The 15,702-nt window shown below is 63.7% G+C and carries 20 protein-coding genes; 12 read left to right on the forward strand and 8 right to left on the reverse strand.

The genetic code is table 11. The features are described 5' to 3' along the window. Position 1: 1 nt before the first annotated feature. The 3 genes from murD to SynRS9909_RS11005 are packed head-to-tail and all read left to right on the forward strand — an operon-like array spanning position 2 to position 2,611. The gene (gene murD, locus SynRS9909_RS10995; RefSeq protein WP_007101671.1) at positions 2-1,402 is read left to right on the forward strand and encodes a UDP-N-acetylmuramoyl-L-alanine--D-glutamate ligase; all 1,401 of its coding nucleotides are present in this window, start codon (positions 2-4) and stop codon (positions 1,400-1,402) included. 41 nt (positions 1,403-1,443) lie between these two features. Beyond that, entirely contained in the window at positions 1,444-1,890 is a 447-nt protein-coding gene (locus tag SynRS9909_RS11000) for an EVE domain-containing protein (RefSeq protein ID WP_050752626.1), read from the forward strand. Beyond that, complete coding sequence (locus tag SynRS9909_RS11005) at positions 1,874-2,611, forward strand: hypothetical protein (RefSeq protein ID WP_038001126.1); 738 nt, start codon at positions 1,874-1,876, stop codon at positions 2,609-2,611. The genes SynRS9909_RS11000 and SynRS9909_RS11005 overlap by 17 nt, the downstream gene beginning before the upstream one ends. Here SynRS9909_RS11005 and SynRS9909_RS11010 read toward each other — a convergent pair. The 4 genes from SynRS9909_RS11010 to SynRS9909_RS11025 all read right to left on the reverse strand — a co-directional run bounded on the left by SynRS9909_RS11010 (position 2,599) and on the right by SynRS9909_RS11025 (position 4,156). After that, a complete protein-coding gene (locus SynRS9909_RS11010; RefSeq protein WP_007101668.1) occupies positions 2,599-2,910 on the reverse strand; it encodes a DUF2811 domain-containing protein in 312 nt (103 codons plus the stop codon). The two genes, SynRS9909_RS11005 and SynRS9909_RS11010, sit on opposite strands and share 13 nt — an antisense overlap. A 326-nt stretch (positions 2,911-3,236) precedes the next feature. Continuing rightward, positions 3,237-3,617, reverse strand: a complete 381-nt coding sequence (locus tag SynRS9909_RS11015) for a DUF1818 family protein (protein ID WP_007101667.1) — start codon at positions 3,615-3,617, stop codon at positions 3,237-3,239. After that, positions 3,614-3,841, reverse strand: a complete 228-nt coding sequence (locus tag SynRS9909_RS11020; protein WP_038001123.1) for a DNA-directed RNA polymerase subunit omega — start codon at positions 3,839-3,841, stop codon at positions 3,614-3,616. The genes SynRS9909_RS11015 and SynRS9909_RS11020 overlap by 4 nt, the downstream gene beginning before the upstream one ends. Positions 3,842-3,871: 30 nt before the next feature. After that, entirely contained in the window at positions 3,872-4,156 is a 285-nt protein-coding gene (locus tag SynRS9909_RS11025) for a hypothetical protein (RefSeq protein WP_007101665.1), read from the reverse strand. 39 nt (positions 4,157-4,195) lie between these two features. On the opposite strand from SynRS9909_RS11025, the gene SynRS9909_RS11030 reads away from it, so the two are divergent. The 3 genes from SynRS9909_RS11030 to SynRS9909_RS11040 are packed head-to-tail and all read left to right on the forward strand — an operon-like array spanning position 4,196 to position 6,999. Next, positions 4,196-5,830: an Hsp70 family protein gene (locus SynRS9909_RS11030; protein ID WP_007101664.1), complete on the forward strand. Its 1,635-nt coding sequence runs from the start codon at positions 4,196-4,198 to the stop codon at positions 5,828-5,830. 50 nt (positions 5,831-5,880) lie between these two features. Next, entirely contained in the window at positions 5,881-6,723 is an 843-nt protein-coding gene (locus SynRS9909_RS11035) for a hypothetical protein (RefSeq protein ID WP_007101663.1), read from the forward strand. 54 nt (positions 6,724-6,777) lie between these two features. After that, on the forward strand, positions 6,778-6,999 hold the full coding sequence (locus SynRS9909_RS11040) for a ferredoxin-thioredoxin reductase variable chain (protein WP_038001864.1): 222 nt from the start codon (positions 6,778-6,780) through the stop codon (positions 6,997-6,999). Here SynRS9909_RS11040 and pyrR read toward each other — a convergent pair. Then, positions 6,983-7,552 carry a bifunctional pyr operon transcriptional regulator/uracil phosphoribosyltransferase PyrR gene (gene pyrR / locus SynRS9909_RS11045; RefSeq protein WP_007101661.1) on the reverse strand — a complete coding sequence of 190 codons (570 nt, stop codon included), beginning with the start codon at positions 7,550-7,552 and terminating at the stop codon, positions 6,983-6,985. The two genes, SynRS9909_RS11040 and pyrR, sit on opposite strands and share 17 nt — an antisense overlap. 138 nt (positions 7,553-7,690) lie before the next feature. Here pyrR and gpmI point away from each other — a divergent pair, with 138 nt between their 5' ends. Beyond that, positions 7,691-9,319: a 2,3-bisphosphoglycerate-independent phosphoglycerate mutase gene (gpmI, locus tag SynRS9909_RS11050; RefSeq protein ID WP_007101660.1), complete on the forward strand. Its 1,629-nt coding sequence runs from the start codon at positions 7,691-7,693 to the stop codon at positions 9,317-9,319. An 11-nt stretch (positions 9,320-9,330) separates the two neighbouring features. After that, the gene (gene secG, locus SynRS9909_RS11055; protein ID WP_007101659.1) at positions 9,331-9,561 is read left to right on the forward strand and encodes a preprotein translocase subunit SecG; all 231 of its coding nucleotides are present in this window, start codon (positions 9,331-9,333) and stop codon (positions 9,559-9,561) included. 125 nt (positions 9,562-9,686) lie between these two features. On the opposite strand, the gene groL is transcribed toward secG, so the two are convergent. Both groL and groES read right to left on the reverse strand, forming a co-directional pair. Beyond that, on the reverse strand, positions 9,687-11,321 hold the full coding sequence (gene groL, locus SynRS9909_RS11060) for a chaperonin GroEL (RefSeq protein WP_007101658.1): 1,635 nt from the start codon (positions 11,319-11,321) through the stop codon (positions 9,687-9,689). Between the two features lie 87 nt (positions 11,322-11,408). Continuing rightward, positions 11,409-11,720 (reverse strand): co-chaperone GroES, encoded by a 312-nt coding sequence (gene groES / locus SynRS9909_RS11065; RefSeq protein ID WP_007101657.1) that lies wholly within the window; start codon positions 11,718-11,720, stop codon positions 11,409-11,411. A 196-nt stretch (positions 11,721-11,916) separates the two neighbouring features. Between groES and atpD the strand changes: the two genes are divergently transcribed. Together atpD and atpC are read left to right on the forward strand one after the other, a co-directional pair. After that, on the forward strand, positions 11,917-13,380 hold the full coding sequence (atpD, locus tag SynRS9909_RS11070; RefSeq protein WP_007101656.1) for a F0F1 ATP synthase subunit beta: 1,464 nt from the start codon (positions 11,917-11,919) through the stop codon (positions 13,378-13,380). A 71-nt stretch (positions 13,381-13,451) separates the two neighbouring features. Then, entirely contained in the window at positions 13,452-13,853 is a 402-nt protein-coding gene (gene atpC, locus SynRS9909_RS11075; RefSeq protein WP_007101655.1) for an ATP synthase F1 subunit epsilon, read from the forward strand. A 161-nt stretch (positions 13,854-14,014) separates the two neighbouring features. On the opposite strand, the gene SynRS9909_RS11080 is transcribed toward atpC, so the two are convergent. Then, positions 14,015-14,518 (reverse strand): 30S ribosomal protein PSRP-3, encoded by a 504-nt coding sequence (locus SynRS9909_RS11080; RefSeq protein WP_038001120.1) that lies wholly within the window; start codon positions 14,516-14,518, stop codon positions 14,015-14,017. 108 nt (positions 14,519-14,626) lie between these two features. Between SynRS9909_RS11080 and SynRS9909_RS11085 the strand changes: the two genes are divergently transcribed. Together SynRS9909_RS11085 and SynRS9909_RS11090 are read left to right on the forward strand one after the other, a co-directional pair. Then, positions 14,627-15,406 carry a TIGR01548 family HAD-type hydrolase gene (locus SynRS9909_RS11085; protein ID WP_071933955.1) on the forward strand — a complete coding sequence of 260 codons (780 nt, stop codon included), beginning with the start codon at positions 14,627-14,629 and terminating at the stop codon, positions 15,404-15,406. After that, complete coding sequence (locus SynRS9909_RS11090) at positions 15,403-15,684, forward strand: LPXTG cell wall anchor domain-containing protein (protein ID WP_007101652.1); 282 nt, start codon at positions 15,403-15,405, stop codon at positions 15,682-15,684. The genes SynRS9909_RS11085 and SynRS9909_RS11090 overlap by 4 nt, the downstream gene beginning before the upstream one ends. Positions 15,685-15,702 lie beyond the last annotated feature (18 nt).

Raw genomic sequence — 15,702 nt, forward strand, 5'->3', positions numbered from 1 at the left:
CATGACGCGCACCGTGGTCGTGGGTCTGGGACGCTCGGGAATCGGAGCGGCACGGTTGCTACGGGCGCAGGGGAAAACCGTCACCGTGCTGGAGCGGCTTGAAGGTGACAGCCAGACGCGGCGAGCCAGAGATCTGATCAATCAGGGGATCGAGGTGCAGCTCGGTCGTCCACTCACCCTGCCGAGTTTCGCGCCATGGCTCGACGACCTCGAGGCCGTGGTGGTGAGTCCTGGGATCGACTGGAATCACCCCACTCTGGAGGCCTTGCGGCAACAGGGGGTGGCCGTGATCGGCGAAATGGCCCTGGCCTGGCAGTTCCTCAACAGAACGCCTTGGATTGGCATCACGGGAACCAACGGCAAAACCACGGTGACCCAACTGCTGCAGCACGTGCTCAGCTCAGGCGGACTGCACGCCCCCATGGCAGGCAACGTGGGCCATTCCGCCACTGAATTGGCCCTGAGCCTGAGTGCAGTAGCGCCCAATGATGGCGACCCTGCCACCCCAGATTGGCTGGTGATGGAGATGAGCAGCTATCAGATCGAAGCTGCCGCGATCGTGGCCCCTCGCATCGGCATCTGGACGACGCTGACGCCCGACCACCTGGAACGACACGGCACGCTGGAGGCCTATCGCGCCATTAAACGGGGACTGCTCGAGCGCTCGCAGATTCGCATTTTCAATGCCGATGACTCCGACCTGAGCCGCCAGCGGGCGAGCTGGGACCACGGCCTCTGGATCAGCGCTGCGGGGGCTGGCGACGGGGCAACGGCCGCTGATCTCTGGTGCGATGCCGAGGGCGTTGTTCATTGCAGGCGCCGGGGCCCCCTGTTCCCAGCCAGCGCACTGGCCATGCCAGGAGATCACAACCGCCAGAACATGCTGTTGGTAACCGCCGCGGCCCTGGAGGCGGGGCTGGAACCCGAGGTGATCGCCGCGGCCCTGCGCACCTTCCCGGGGGTGCCCCACCGCCTCGAACGGCTGGGAGAGCTCAAGGGCATGCAGGTGTTCAACGACAGCAAAGCCACCAATTTTGATGCGGCCGTGGTGGCCCTCCGCTCCGTGCCCAGGCCAGCGGTCGTGCTCGCCGGGGGCCAGACCAAGCAAGGGGAGGCAGGTGAATGGCTCACCCTGATGGGCGAACGCAGCTGCGCGGTTGTGCTGTATGGCAGTGGCGCCGAGGAACTCGCCAACCTGCTCAGCTCCAGCGGTTACCCCGGCCAGATCAGACGCTGCGACGACCTGGACGCAGCCGTGCCGATCGCACTCGACCTCGGCCGTCAGTTGCGTGCGGGCACGCTGCTGCTGTCGCCGGCCTGCGCCAGCTTCGACCAATACAGCGATTTCGAAGCACGAGGCGACCATTTCCGCACGCTGATCGCCACGCAGCTGAGCACCTAACCTCGGCGCAGGAAACGGACATCGCCTTGGCCTACTGGCTGATGAAAAGTGAGCCGGATGCCTACAGCATCGAGGATCTTGCCCGAGACAGCACCACCCTCTGGGATGGAATCCGGAATTATCAGGCTCGCAATTTCATGCGCAGCATGAACGTGGGCGATCGTGCTTTTTTCTATCACTCCAACTGCAAACCACCGGGAATCGTGGGGCTGATGGAAGTGGTGGAGACCGGCCTGGTGGATCCCAGCCAGTTCGATCCGAGCTCGAAGTATCACGATCCGGCCTCCAAGCCGGAGTCGCCACGCTGGGACTGCGTGAAGCTCCGCTATCTGGGGGTCTTCAGCGCGATCTTGAGCCTGGAGGCCTTACGCAACACCTACAGCGACGACGATCTGGCGGTGGTGAGGCGCGGCAACCGCCTCTCCATCCTGCCGGTGCCCGAGGCAATCGCCACGGATCTGCTGCAACGCCTTGGCGAGCTCCAGTAACGGCGCAGTGCCGAGCGGAAGGGAGGTCCTCCCCCTGGCCACGGTGTTGCCACGGGCCTGGATCGGATTCAGCAAAGCCCCGTGGCGCTGTGTGGGCCTGGCGGCCTTGATTCTGATCACCCTGATGGGACCAGGGGTGCTGGCCAGCGACATGCAACGCAGTGGCTGGCCCCTGATTGCGAGCCTGGGCCACCTGCTCGTGGCCTGCAGTCTGCTGCTGCCGATCGCTCCCGCCGTGGCGTTGCTGCAGCTGGCGGATCAACTGCTCCCCGGCCCGGGAGCCGCTCCAGAAGGCCACAACCATCCCCAACCCACCACAAGGCTCTGGCTCTGGCGTCAGGGCGTGGCACTGCTGCTTCTCGAGCTGCTGATCCTGGCCGGCGGACTGACGGGCCTGAAGCTGCTGTACGACCTCTTGATCGCCCAGAGCGGCGTCTTGGCTGGAGCAGCCCTGCTCGCTGGCGGACTGGCTCTCAGCGTCTGGACAGCCGGGCAGCTGCTGGCCTTCCCGTTGCTGGTCCATCACCGGCATCGACCCCTGGCTGCCATGGAGCACAGCAGTCGCCTGGTGAATGGCAACCGCCTCAAGGTGCTGGCCCTGATCGGGCTTCTTCTCGGACTCAATGCCGTGGGACTGATGGGTGCCTGCCTCGGGCTGCTCATCAGCCTCCCCTTGAGCGCCTTGGTTCTGATGGCCAGCTGCCGGACTCAGACGTCCTGAAGCAAGGACTGGCGACAGAACAGATTGCCCACATAGAGACGGGTGATCGACCTGGAGCTGACCCCGTTCTGCACCAGAAACCCAGCCAGTGCGGCCTGCACCAGGCGGTAGTGGTCCCAGTTGGGGTGTCGCTCGATGAAACGACGCATGGCCTGCTGGAGCGGTTCGGGAAGCTCGGTCTGAAAACTCACGGTCGCGGTTTCAGCCACCTGGGGGGCGGGAGCTCGATGACCTGAGGGCGCCCCAACCGACACAGGCGCCCCTGCTTCCGCAACCTCAGCTGTGTTCATCACCCGCATGTCGTGCACTGACCGCATCCCAGACCCCTCAAACGCTCACCAGTTCTCCACACCCTGAGGGCGACGTCAAGCGGCAAATGCGACGCCCTTCCAAGCGGTTCTCCCGATAAGACTCCAGGCACAAAGCCCTTTCCTGGCCTGTGATGCGGTGAAGAGTCCGAGACAAGCCGCCTCGCGCCGCCCGTCAAGGGAGCGAGAGCCAGAAAGCCGACTTTTCCACAGTCGAAGCCCATGCGCGCCATTCCAAGCAAAAGCCTGTGGAAAAGCTCCTCAAGACCACGCGGCAAACCGTGGAAAAACAAAAACGAGAAAATGATCAGCAGGGCTTATGAAGGCGGGGAGTCCCAGAGCGTTCTCACCGCTGCCGCCATCGCCTGGGCTGCGGGGGCCGGCCAATGCCCTTCCACGCCCCGTTCCCCCAGGGTGTCGTCCTGCAGAACCACCCGCAGATCCCATTGATCGCGATCACCATCGAGACACCCCCACCAGGGCAAGCGCTCCAACTCCAGGCTCAAAGCCTCTTCAGCCATCAACTGATCGACCAGCGCTCGATGCTGCTCCACCAGGGCGGTGATCAGGGAGACAAGCTCGCGCCACTCGTCTCCGGTCAACTCAAAAGCCCATCCCTCACCACCAATCAAGACGGGATAGCGGCAGCGGGAAGGATCCCAGGCCAGGCGCCAACCGGGCCCCTCGCGCTGAATCATCCAGGCAGAAGGTCAGGTTGGTCCTGCTCGTCGCTCAGCTCAACGATGGCCCGTTGCACCGGCTTGACACTGGATTCCTCCAACAAACCATCGAAATCGTCGAAGCGACGCTGCTTGGCGCGGAAGGCAATGCGCACCGTGGTGAGGTAGCGATTACTCGACTGGCGGATCAGACTTTCGCCCCGTTTGGCGAGATCCTGGGCACTGACACCGGCACTCATCACGCGCGACCAATCGAAGCTTGAACCTTCACCTTAATTGAGCAGGTCGCTGTGAAAGGGAACGTGCATGGGATAGCTGCGCTGCAGCGACCCCGGCACCCTGAGCACGATCTGACGACCGAGCCCCATGGCCGCCAGGGGGCGGCGCACCAGCTCCAACAAACCACTGATCTCCTCGAGATGGCTGGCATCGAGGCACTCGATCCGAACACTGCCCCAGCTGCGCGAGATCCTGCAATCCCGCAGCGGTTCGAGCTTCGCCTCCAGCAGCGGCTCCTCGCGGTAAAAGGACAACACCAGACGCTGCAAGCGGTCCATACCGATCCTCTTTAGTCTCACCACATCTCCAACCTGCCCATGGCAGCGGATCCCCCCCCGGCGGACGAAGAAAACCTTCAGGTTTCCCCCCGCAGCGGCACCCTGGCCATCGACCTCGGCAGCACCACCACCGTGGTGGCCTTCCAGGCGGATGGCTCCAGGCACCTGGAACCGGTTGATCTGCCACCGATCAGCCGCACACCAGGCGAAGTTCCCAGCCTGTTGTGGCTCAAAGACAGCCAAGACACCCACCCCCTGGTGGGCCGCCAGGTGATCGACAGCGGCCTGAATACCTGGGATGGGCCGGAACTGCTCAGGGATTTCAAACGCTCGATCGCAGGCAGCAGCCCAGAATCAGGCGAGGCCGGCCGCAACCTCTCAGCGCAGGAGGCCGCCGAACGGTTGCTGGCAGAGATCTGGCGTCGCCTGCCGAACCAGCTGACCGTGCACCGCTTGGTGCTCACAGCGCCGATCGACCATTACCGCGGCTACCGCCACTGGTTGCTGCGTGCCTGCGAGGCGCTGCCCGTCGACGCCATCGCCCTGGTGGATGAACCGACGGCAGCGGCCCTCGGCGCGGGATTACCCCCCGGCTCCAAGCTGCTGGTGGTGGATCTGGGGGGGAGCACCATCGACATGGCGTTGGTGGCCCTCGAGGGGGGCGAAGGACGGGCGGCACCCCTGGCCCAGCTGCTGCGCTTCAACGGCCGGATGCTGGGATCCAGTCGTCAGGCCCTTCGCTGCGCCAGGGTGCTGGGAAAAGCAGGCTTGCGCCTGGGCGGCAGGGATCTGGACCACTGGATCCTCGATCACCTCACAGGCGCGAGCCGAACCGCTGAGGGCGTGCTGCCGTTGGCCCTGCTCAACGCGGCGGAGCGGCTGAAATGCCGCCTGAGCGATCCAGACCTCGAGGCGCAAACCAGCGTCACGGAACTCGCCGTCACCAGCCATGATGCGGCGCCCTGTGAGCTGCGTCTGAACCGAGAGGAGCTGAACCGTTTGCTGCAGGCGCGCGGCCTGGTTGAGGCCCTGGATGATCTGCTGGAGCAGACCCTCGCCGGCGGCCGCCGCCACGGGGTGAACCTGGAGGACCTGCAGGGGGTGATGGCGGTTGGAGGCGGCGCTCGACTGCCCCTGCTGCGCAATTGGCTGGAACGTCGCACCAGGCCCGTTCCCCTGCTCACGCCCGCCCCGGTGGAGGCGGTCGCCCGTGGCGCCCTGGCCCTGACTCCGGGGGTTCAGATCCGGGACGTGCTGCGTCACGGTGTGTCCCTGCGCTGCTGGGACCGGCGCAGCAACCGCCATCACTGGCACCCGCTGTTCATGGCTGGACAGACCTGGCCCACCACCACGCCCCTGGAGATCGTCCTCGCCGCAGGACGCGACGACCAGAGGCAGGTGGAGCTGGTGCTGGGGGAACCCGAAGTGGTCGGACACCACGATGTGGTGTTTCGCCACGGCCTGCCGACCCTGCAGTCGAGTGACCGCGCCCCCCGCATCCGTGTCTGGGATGGCGACCCTGTCGCCGTGCCGCTCCAGCCAGCGGGGAAAGCTGGCGAAGACTGCCTGCGACTGCGCTGGTCTCTCGACGCTGCTTCCCAGCTGCGCGTGGGGATAGAGGATCTCCGCAACGGCAAATCCCTGCCCTCTCTCGTCCTCGGCACCGTGAGATAAGACGACCGTGGGGTGAGGCGATAGAAAGATGATGATTCCGCCTGATCGCCTTGGCGCTGCGCCGCCACACCCTGCCCCGTTACTGGCTCGGGCTGACCCTGGGAGGTGTCGCCCTGCTGTGTGGTGTCGCCTACTGGTGGGAGCAGCAACTACCCCTACGCCTGCGTGACGCCGCCCAGCGAGGCGACTTAGAGGCCTGCCTCCGGTACAGCGAACAGCTTGCGGCGCTGCGCTGGCTGGGCCAGAAAGCGCCGAGCGAACAGGCCACCTGTCGGCGCCGTCAGGCCGAACTGGCCTGGGAGCAAGGCGACCGATCGCAAGCCCTGCGCCTCCAGGAACAGCTGGTGAATTCGGCGATCGGCAGCAGCAGCGAACAACAACAGGACCGCCAACGTCTGATGCGTTGGCGCGATCAGCTCCGCAATCAGGCGCTTCTTCGCTTCCGGGAAGGCGATCTCGATGCCGCCATCACCCTGCTCCAACCGGTCGAGCAAGGGGATGGTCGTCCCGGCACGCGCCTCAGCGACAGCCTGAGGGAAACCTGGAACCGCAACCGCCTCAACCACGAGCGGTTGCTGGAGATGGTGCAAGACCAGAAATGGTGGGAAGCCCTCTCGCTGCTCAATCAGCTCGACCATCCCTGGTGGCAGCGCAAAGCCCTTGCCGAGAGAGCCAAGGTGGAAGCGGCGATCGATGCGCTCCGCGATCGGGAGGAGCACCACAGCCACGGTGAGCTGCCGGCCCACACCGTTCCCCAGGCGGAACTCGACGCTGCCGTGCGACAACGCATTCGCATGGGCATGGATCCCTGGCAGGCCTTCATCTCGGGCTGCGCCGATGTGGGTGGCACGGTGGTCGAGGACGGGCCGGAAAGCCTCTGCCGCAGGCCCTGATCGGGCAGACGTCCCCCGGTGCATGACACAATGCGCCCCAGCGACAACGGGCCCATGCAAGCGGGAGACAAGGTGACGGTCTCAACCAGCGTCGTGGTCTACAACCACCCCCAGCACCGCGGTGAGGGCTTCGATCTGCAGGGTCAGGAAGGCGAAGTGGTGAGCCTGCTCGGTGAATGGAAGGGCCGCCCGATCAGCCCCACCCTGCCGGTGGTGGTGGCCTTCGGGCGCTACAAGGCCCACTTCCGGGAAGACGAACTCACCGCGCTGAACTGACCGACTCATCGCGGCGCAGATACACACCTTCCTCACCATCGAGGTCGAGCAAGCGCAGTTCAATGGTTTCCGTGCGTCGTGTCGGCACAACCCGTCCACAGAAATCGGGTTGGATTGGAAGCTCACGATGGCCGCGATCCACCATCACCAGCAGCAGCACGCGACAGGGTCGCCCCCAGGTCTGGATCGCTTCCAGAGCAGCCCGCACCGTGCGACCCGTGAAGATCACATCATCCACAAGCACCACCGTGCGGCCCTCGACAGTGATCGGTAGATCGGTGGCCTGCACAAGACGGGTGCCAACCCGATCGAGATCATCGCGATAAAAGGTGGGATCCAGGGTGCCCTGGGCAATGGTGCGACCTGTGAGATCCTCCAGCTGCCGGGCCAGAACCCTGGAGAGATGAACACCACGGGTGGGAATGCCGAGCAACAACAGATCATCGATGCTGTCGACCGCTTCCAGCACTTGCGATGACAGGCGGGCCAGCGTGCGCGCCAGCTCCTGGGCCGAGAGAATTTCAATCCGTTCGGATTCAACAGAACCGGCCATTCTCAACTGCTCGGTTGGCACTCAGTGTATGGCCGAGCCATGGGCGAAAGCTGACGCATGCCAGGGTTCAAGACTCGAGAGGATGGCCCTCGCGGTAACTTGATTCTGGAGAAGCCCTTAAGAACTGATCTTTGCGGAGTGAACGTGCCGAACACCAGTGAGAAGAGCTTTCGTCACTCAGGCGGCGTTGCCCCTGTTGTGCTGACCATTCTGGACGGTTGGGGATATCGGGAAGGATCGGATCACAACGCGATCCGCAGTGCGCAGACACCGGTGATGGATGCCCTCTGGCACGCCTATCCCCACGCGCTGATCGAAGCCAGCGGCGCCCATGTGGGTCTCCCGGATGGGCAGATGGGGAACTCGGAGGTGGGCCACCTCACAATCGGAGCCGGTCGGATCATCCGCCAGGAGCTGGTTCGCATCAGCGAAACCGTGCGCAACGGTCAGCTGGGGGAACGAGAGGCTCTGCGGGAGCTGGCCGCAGACCTGCGCCGCAGCGGCGGCACGCTCCATCTGCTCGGGCTCTGCTCCGATGGAGGCGTGCACAGCCACGTGGATCACCTCTGCGGCCTGCTGCGCTGGGCCGCCGCCGAAGGCCTGGAGCGCGTGGCTATTCATGCGATCACCGACGGTCGCGACACCCCCACCGACAGTGCGCCCCGCTACATCCGCCAGGTGGAGGAAGCGATCCACTCCTGCGGCGTGGGCGAACTGGCCAGTCTCTGCGGTCGCTACTGGGCCATGGATCGGGATCATCGCTGGGAGCGCACCAGCAAGGCCCATGCCCTGCTGACCGATCCCACGCTCCCCAGCAGCGGCCTGAGCGCTGCTGAAGCGGTGGCAGCGAGTTATGCGCAGGGCACCACGGATGAATTCCTCGAACCGGTGCGCCTGAACGATCGGTGCCTGCGCGATGGGGATGGCCTGGTGGTGTTCAACTTCCGCCCCGACCGGGCCCGTCAACTGGTTCAGGCGCTCTGTCTCGAGCACTTTGATGGCTTTGAGCGCGGGCATCACCCCAGGCTCAACGTGGTGACGTTCACCCAATACGAAGCCGATTTGCCCGTGGCTGTGGCTTTCCCGCCGGAATCGCTCGATCAGCTGCTCGGCCAGGTGGTGGCGGAGCACGGCCTGAAGCAATACCGCACCGCTGAAACGGAAAAATATCCCCACGTCACCTATTTCATGAACGGGGGGATCGAGCAACCGCTGGACGGGGAGGATCGTCACCTGGTGCCTTCACCAAGGGTGGCCACCTACGACCAGGCTCCCGCCATGGCCGCGGCCAGCCTCACCGACAGCTGCATTGCCGCCATCGAGAAGGGGGTGTATTCCCTGATCGTGATCAACTACGCCAACCCCGACATGGTGGGGCACACCGGCGTGATGGCCGCAGCCACCGAAGCGATCCAGGCAGTGGATCACTGCATCGGCCGCCTGCTGGACGCGGTGGGCCGCATGGGCGGCACGATGCTGATCACCGCCGACCATGGCAACGCTGAAGTGATGCAGGGCCCTGATGGTCAGGCCTGGACCGCCCACACCACCAATCCGGTGCCGGTGATTCTGGTGGAAGGGGAGCGGCGCAAGGTGCCCGGTCTGGGGAATGCGATCCAGCTGCGTGACAACGGTGGCCTCGCTGACATTGCGCCCACGCTGCTGCAATTGCTTGATCTGCCTAAACCCGACGCCATGTCGGGTGCGAGCCTGATTGAAGCGATCGATGCCCTCGCCTCGCGCTCCCGCCTGCCCCAACCCGTCTGATTCCCCATTCCATGCTCACCTCCGTTCTCTCCTGGATCTGGATCGGCAGCGGCGTGCTGCTCATCCTGCTCGTGCTGTTGCACAGCCCGAAGGGCGATGGCATGGGCGGGTTGGCCGCCAGCGGCAGCTCGATGTTCACCAGTGCCAGCAGTGCTGAAGCCACGCTGAACCGCTTCACCTGGACCTGCCTGGCGATCTTCCTCAGCCTGGCCGTGATCCTCAGTGCTGGCTGGCTTCGCTGACGCGCGTTGGCGCCAGTCTTCAAGCTTCAGCGAGAGCCAAGCGGTTGGCATGAACATGAAATAGTCAGCATGAAAAAACCCCCGCCGCAGCGGGGGTGAATCGTTGATGCTTGCGGAGCCGTCGATCAGTAGTCGAAATCGCCACCGCCCATGCCGCCACCGGCAGGAGCTGCTTCCTTTTTCTCGGGCAGATCGGCCACGATGCACTCGGTGGTGAGCACCATGCCGGCGATGGAGGCAGCGTTCTGCAGTCCGGAGCGGGTCACTTTGGCGGGATCGACAATGCCGGCAGCCAGCATGTCGACATATTCGCCGTTGGCAGCGTTGTAGCCCTCATTGAAAGGCTTGGCCTTCACGTTTTCTGCGACCACAGCACCGTTGACACCAGCGTTCTCGGCGATGCGCATCAAGGGAGCGGTCAGGGCCGCCGCCACGATTTTGGCACCGATCAGCTCCTCACCGTTGAGGCTGCCTGCGGCCCACTGCTCAAGCGCGGGGGCGAGATGGGCCAGGGTGGTACCGCCGCCAGGAACAATGCCCTCCTCAACAGCCGCCTTGGTGGCGTTGATGGCATCTTCGAGACGGAGTTTCTTGTCTTTCATCTCGGTTTCGGTGGCTGCACCCACCTTCACCACGGCCACACCACCGGCGAGCTTGGCGAGACGCTCCTGGAGCTTCTCTTTGTCATAGGTGGACTCGGTTTCGTCCATCTGCTTCTTGATCTGCTCGCAGCGCGCCTTCACGGCCACCTCGTTGCCTTCGGCCACGATGGTGGTGGTGTCCTTATTGATGGTCACGCGACGGGCGGTGCCCAGCATCTCGAGCTTGGCGTTCTCGAGCTTGAGGCCGGCATCTTCGGTGATGAGCTGGCCATTGGTGAGCACAGCCATGTCCTCGAGCATGGCCTTGCGGCGATCACCGAAGCCGGGTGCCTTGACGGCAGCCACGTTCAGCACACCACGCAGACGGTTCACCACCAGGGTGGCGAGCGCTTCCTTCTCGATGTCTTCCGCGATGATCAGCAGGGGCTTGCCGGTGCGGGCGATCTGCTCGAGCACGGGCACCAGATCCTGCACCAGACCGATCTTTTTGTCAGTGAGAAGGATGTAGGGCTCATCGAGGACGGCTTCCATCCGCTCCGTGTCGGTGGCGAAATAGGGCGAGATGTAGCCCTTGTCGAAACGCATGCCCTCGGTGACCTCCAGCTCGGTGGTCATCGATTTGCCCTCTTCCAGGGAGATCACGCCTTCCTTGCCGACTTTGTCCATGGCGTCGGCGATCATCCGACCCACTTCCTCATCGTTGCCGGCGGAAATGGTGCCCACCTGGGCGATGGCGTTGCTGTCGCTGATCGGCTTGGCGTGCTCCTTGATCTTGCCGACGAGGAAATCGGCAGCCTTGTCGATGCCCTTCTTGAGGGTGATCGCATTGGCACCGGCGGCCACGTTGCGCAGACCGGCCTTCACCATGGCGTGCGCCAGGACGGTGGCGGTGGTGGTGCCGTCACCGGCGGCGTCGTTGGTCTTGGAAGCAGCCTGACGAATCAGGGCCACACCTGTGTTCTCGATGTGATCCTCGAGCTCGATCTCCTTGGCGATGGTGACGCCATCGTTGATGATCTGGGGAGCACCGAACTTCTTCTCGAGCACCACGTTCCGGCCCTTGGGACCGAGGGTCACGGCCACAGACTCGGCCAGGATGTCGATGCCTTTCTCGAGCGCGCGACGGGCGTTCTCGTTGTAGATGATGCGCTTGGCCATGGGAGGCAGGAATACAAGAGGATGTGAAAACGGTCAGTCAATCGATCAGGCCCTGATCCTGAGGATTGGGCCTGGGGCTCGGAAGCCTCAGTTCACGACGGCGAGAATGTCCTTCTCGGACAGCAGCACGTATTCATCGCCACCGAGCTTGATGTCGGTACCGGCGTACTTGCTGTAAAGCACCTTGTCGCCCACGCCCACTTCCGGGGCCTGACGGGAACCGTCGTCGTTGCGCTTGCCGGGCCCCACCTGGACCACCTCGCCCACCTGGGGCTTTTCCTTGGCGGTATCAGGCAGAAGGATGCCACCGGCGGTCTTCTCCTCCGACTCAGACACTTTGACGAAAACGCGATCTCCAAGGGGCTTGACGGTGGAGACGCTGAGGGAAACAGCTGCCATGGGTGAATGCAGGAGCAGGAACAGGAGGCGCGAAGCGCCACGGGCCGGCACGAGCTGGCACTCGAGGCCGACGAGTGCCAACCTACGCTTCCGATCCAAGACTCCGCCAGCACCTCGGCGTGCGGGTGACCGAACCCAACCTCGGCAGCCATTGCGGTGGTAAGGTTGCGCCGCTCAGGCGAACTCCTCCTTTCTTATGGCCGCTGCTGCTCCCGCCTCCGCCGGTACCAAGGGTGTTGTCCGCCAAGTGATCGGCCCGGTTCTGGACGTGGAATTTCCAGCCGGCAAGTTGCCCAAGATCCTCAATGCGCTCCGGATCGAAGGCACCAATGCCACCGGTCAGCAAGTGGCACTCACCGCCGAGGTTCAGCAGTTGCTGGGTGACCATCGCGTCCGCGCCGTGGCCATGAGCAGCACCGACGGCCTGGTGCGTGGCATGGAAGCGGTGGACACCGGTACCGCCATCTCGGTTCCCGTTGGTGAAGCCACCCTCGGACGCATTTTCAACGTGCTCGGCGAGCCCGTCGATGAACAGGGCCCGGTGAATGCGACCGCCACAGCGCCGATTCACCGCGAAGCTCCCAAACTCACCGAACTCGAAACCAAGCCTAAGGTGTTCGAGACCGGCATCAAGGTGATCGACCTGCTCGCGCCCTATCGCCAGGGCGGCAAGGTGGGCCTTTTCGGTGGCGCCGGTGTCGGCAAAACCGTGCTGATTCAGGAGCTGATCAACAACATCGCCAAGGAGCACGGTGGTGTATCCGTGTTCGGTGGCGTGGGTGAGCGCACCCGTGAGGGCAATGATCTCTACGAGGAATTCAAGGATTCCGGTGTGATCAACGCTGACGACCTCTCCAAGTCGAAGGTGGCTCTCTGCTACGGCCAGATGAACGAGCCCCCCGGCGCTCGCATGCGCGTGGGCCTGTCAGCTCTCACCATGGCTGAGCACTTCCGTGATGTGAACAAACAGGACGTGCTGCTGTTCATCGACAACATCTTCCGTTTCGTTCAGGCTGGATCCGAAGTCTCCGCCCTGCTGGGTCGCATGCCTTCCGCTGTGGGCTATCAGCCGACCCTCGGCACCGACGTGGGCGCCCTGCAGGAGCGCGTCGCTTCCACCGTCGAAGGTTCGATCACCTCGATCCAGGCGGTCTACGTCCCCGCTGACGACCTCACGGACCCGGCACCGGCTACCACCTTCGCCCACCTTGATGCCACCACGGTGTTGAACCGTGCCCTTGCTTCCAAAGGGATCTATCCGGCTGTGGATCCCCTCGACTCCACCAGCACCATGCTGCAACCGGCCGTTGTGGGTGATGAGCATTACCGCACAGCCCGTGCTGTGCAGTCCACCCTGCAGCGCTACAAGGAACTGCAAGACATCATCGCCATTCTCGGCCTCGATGAGCTCTCTGAAGACGATCGTCGCACCGTGGATCGCGCCCGCAAGATCGAGAAGTTCCTCTCCCAACCTTTCTTCGTGGCTGAAATCTTCACCGGCATGCCTGGTAAGTATGTGAAGCTCGAAGACACCATCGCCGGCTTCAATCAGATCCTGGCCGGTGAACTCGATCACCTTCCTGAACAGGCCTTCTATCTCGTTGGCAATATCGACGAGGTCAAAGCCAAGGCAGAGAAGATCAACGCTGAATCCAAGTGATTGGTCGGGGGGTGTGATGCACACCCCTTGATTGCGATCCCTCGTCCGCTCACCCCTCCGATTCAAGGTTCATGTCACTCACCCTTCGCGTTCTGGCTCCAGACCAGAACGTTTTTGATGGACGTGCTGATGAGGTGATCCTCCCCAGCACCACCGGTCAGCTCGGCATCCTCCCCGGCCATGTGTCGTTGCTTGCGGCGCTGGATGTGGGAGTGTTGCGCGTCCGCGACACCAATGGCTGGCAATCCATCGCCTTGATGGGAGGCTTTGCCGAGGTGGAAGCCGATGAAGTGACGGTGCTTGTGAATTCGGCGGAACTGGGCAGCAGCATCAATGCCAGTGAAGCCGAGGCTGATTTGGAGCAAGCCCGAGCGGCCGTGACTCGCATGGAAGGTCAATCACCGACTCCAGAGAAGGTGAAGGCACAGCAGACTCTCGATCGAGCCCGCGCCCGCGTTCAGGCAGCCAAATAACCAAATAATTTCCAATCATCTTCTCCGTTCAGGAGCCAGACGCGTCTCCCTTCGGGGAGATTTTTTTTTGCCCGCGGGTCGCGATCAGCCATCAAAAAACCGCCCGAAAGGGCGGTGATGACGTGGTCGGTCTGTGCCCAACAGGCCATGGCAAGCCAAACTCAGGCGGTACCGCAGAAGGTGACTTCAGGGAACTTGAGCTTGGCCTCTTCGAGGCTCTTGCCCTTGCCCTCTTCCTGCCAATAATTGATCACCTCGGTGGCCTTGTTCAGAACCTCGACACGCTCGTTGTCCGTGATCCAGCTTTTGCCCTCCAGCTCAGTCTTGAGGGTCTCCCAGGCGTCCTCGCGAGGCCAGAAGAAGTAGGAGGTGAGCGGGCTCGGACCACCGCCCACGATCTGGTCAACGGCCAGAGCGACGTTGTCGGGCAGCCAGAGGATCTTCAGCAGAAAGCGACCCTCATCCGCCTTGGGGGTGTAACCGGAGGGAACCCCATCAGCATCGATCGTGGCGGACGCCAGTGCCGCACTGCCGCCCCGCATCACCGGACGGCCTTCCGTGGCCTCCTGAGCCTGCTCGGCCGCCGCAGGTTCGGGAGCCGATTCGACTGCTGGTGCTGCGGTCGCGACCTCCTGGTCGGCTGCAGCGCCTTCGGAAACCGTCATGGTGTCAGCGCTCAAGAAATCAGGACAAACAACTAACCTACCAGCCACCCGCGATCGCCCCTGCTGAAGCGTTCCAAGGATCGGCCCCGCTGCCTTCTTCTCTTTGACATCGATGGTGTGATCCGCGATGTGGCCGGTAGCTATCGGCGCGCCCTGCAGGCGACCGTGGAGCACTACTGCGGCTGGCGACCTGAGCCAGGAGTGATCGATGCCCTCAAGGGAGAAGGGCGATGGAACAACGACTGGGACGCCAGTCTGGAGCTGCTGCGTCGGCGCCAGGCTCAATCTGGTGAGAACAACGCCTTCACCCTGCCGCCAAGACCGGATCTGGTGGAGATGTTCAGTCGTTTCTATTTCGGCGACCAGCCGGATGGCGATCCCCGTGCCTGGACCGGTTACATCATCGATGAACCCCTGCTGGTGGAACGGCAGTTCTTCACCGACCTCACGGCGATGGCCGTGACCTGGGGCTTCGTGAGCGGGGCTGAGCCTCCCTCAGCCCGTTTCCTGCTCAGCCAGCGGCTGGGGCTGGAGTCCCCACCCCTGATCGCCATGGGCGATGCCCCCGACAAGCCGGATCCCACCGGCCTGCTCCGCCTGGCCCAGAGCCTTCTTCAGGCACCCCTCGGTGCCGGTGCACCCCCGATTGCCTACCTGGGCGACACCGTCGCCGACGTGCAGACGGTGGTTCAAGCGCGCGCGCAATGCCCTGACCAGACCTTCGTGAGCCTGGCGGTGGCCCCCCCCCATCTGCATGGGGCAGAGCAGACCTCAGCGCGACGCCACTACGAACAACGCCTGCAGGATGCGGGTGCGGATCGGGTGCTGGCCAGCACCACCGCCGCCCTCGACTGGTGTCATGCTCTGGGGCCGGCATCAGCGCCATGAACGGAATGCCTTGGAGCGTGTTGGGCAGGGAGTGGTCCCTGCTGATCAGCGCCGTCCTGCTGGTGACTCTGGAGGTCAGCCATGTTCTGGACTGGTTGGTTCAGCAGAACTCCGCGCTGGTGCTGGGCGGGCTGCTGCTGCTCAGCCTGAGCGTGCTGTTGCTCGCCCGCCGAATCGCCCACCATGCCGATCACCTGGCGGAACACCTCGGCGAGCCCCTGGGAACCCTGATGCTGCTCACCGTGGGGGTGGTGTGGGTCGCCCTGCAGGTTGTGTGATCGCCAGATTGTGTGATC

It is taken from the genome of Synechococcus sp. RS9909 (assembly GCF_014279595.1).
GTDB lineage: Bacteria > Cyanobacteriota > Cyanobacteriia > PCC-6307 > Cyanobiaceae > Synechococcus_C.

Excerpts from the sequence above, each read along its gene's own strand:
- secG (WP_007101659.1), top strand. The coding sequence starts at position 9,331 with ATGCTCACCTCCGTTCTCTCCTGGATCTGGATCGGCAGCGGCGTGCTG.
- SynRS9909_RS11030 (WP_007101664.1), top strand. The coding sequence starts at position 4,196 with ATGGCAGCGGATCCCCCCCCGGCGGACGAAGAAAACCTTCAGGTTTCC.
- SynRS9909_RS11010 (WP_007101668.1), bottom strand. The coding sequence starts at position 2,910 with ATGCGGGTGATGAACACAGCTGAGGTTGCGGAAGCAGGGGCGCCTGTG.
- murD (WP_007101671.1), top strand. The coding sequence starts at position 2 with ATGACGCGCACCGTGGTCGTGGGTCTGGGACGCTCGGGAATCGGAGCG.
- SynRS9909_RS11090 (WP_007101652.1), top strand. The coding sequence starts at position 15,403 with ATGAACGGAATGCCTTGGAGCGTGTTGGGCAGGGAGTGGTCCCTGCTG.
- SynRS9909_RS11080 (WP_038001120.1), bottom strand. The coding sequence starts at position 14,518 with ATGACGGTTTCCGAAGGCGCTGCAGCCGACCAGGAGGTCGCGACCGCA.
- atpD (WP_007101656.1), top strand. The coding sequence starts at position 11,917 with ATGGCCGCTGCTGCTCCCGCCTCCGCCGGTACCAAGGGTGTTGTCCGC.
- atpC (WP_007101655.1), top strand. The coding sequence starts at position 13,452 with ATGTCACTCACCCTTCGCGTTCTGGCTCCAGACCAGAACGTTTTTGAT.
- SynRS9909_RS11000 (WP_050752626.1), top strand. The coding sequence starts at position 1,444 with ATGAAAAGTGAGCCGGATGCCTACAGCATCGAGGATCTTGCCCGAGAC.
- pyrR (WP_007101661.1), bottom strand. The coding sequence starts at position 7,552 with ATGGCCGGTTCTGTTGAATCCGAACGGATTGAAATTCTCTCGGCCCAG.
- groL (WP_007101658.1), bottom strand. The coding sequence starts at position 11,321 with ATGGCCAAGCGCATCATCTACAACGAGAACGCCCGTCGCGCGCTCGAG.
- SynRS9909_RS11025 (WP_007101665.1), bottom strand. The coding sequence starts at position 4,156 with ATGGACCGCTTGCAGCGTCTGGTGTTGTCCTTTTACCGCGAGGAGCCG.
- SynRS9909_RS11040 (WP_038001864.1), top strand. The coding sequence starts at position 6,778 with ATGCAAGCGGGAGACAAGGTGACGGTCTCAACCAGCGTCGTGGTCTAC.
- groES (WP_007101657.1), bottom strand. The coding sequence starts at position 11,720 with ATGGCAGCTGTTTCCCTCAGCGTCTCCACCGTCAAGCCCCTTGGAGAT.
- SynRS9909_RS11015 (WP_007101667.1), bottom strand. The coding sequence starts at position 3,617 with ATGATTCAGCGCGAGGGGCCCGGTTGGCGCCTGGCCTGGGATCCTTCC.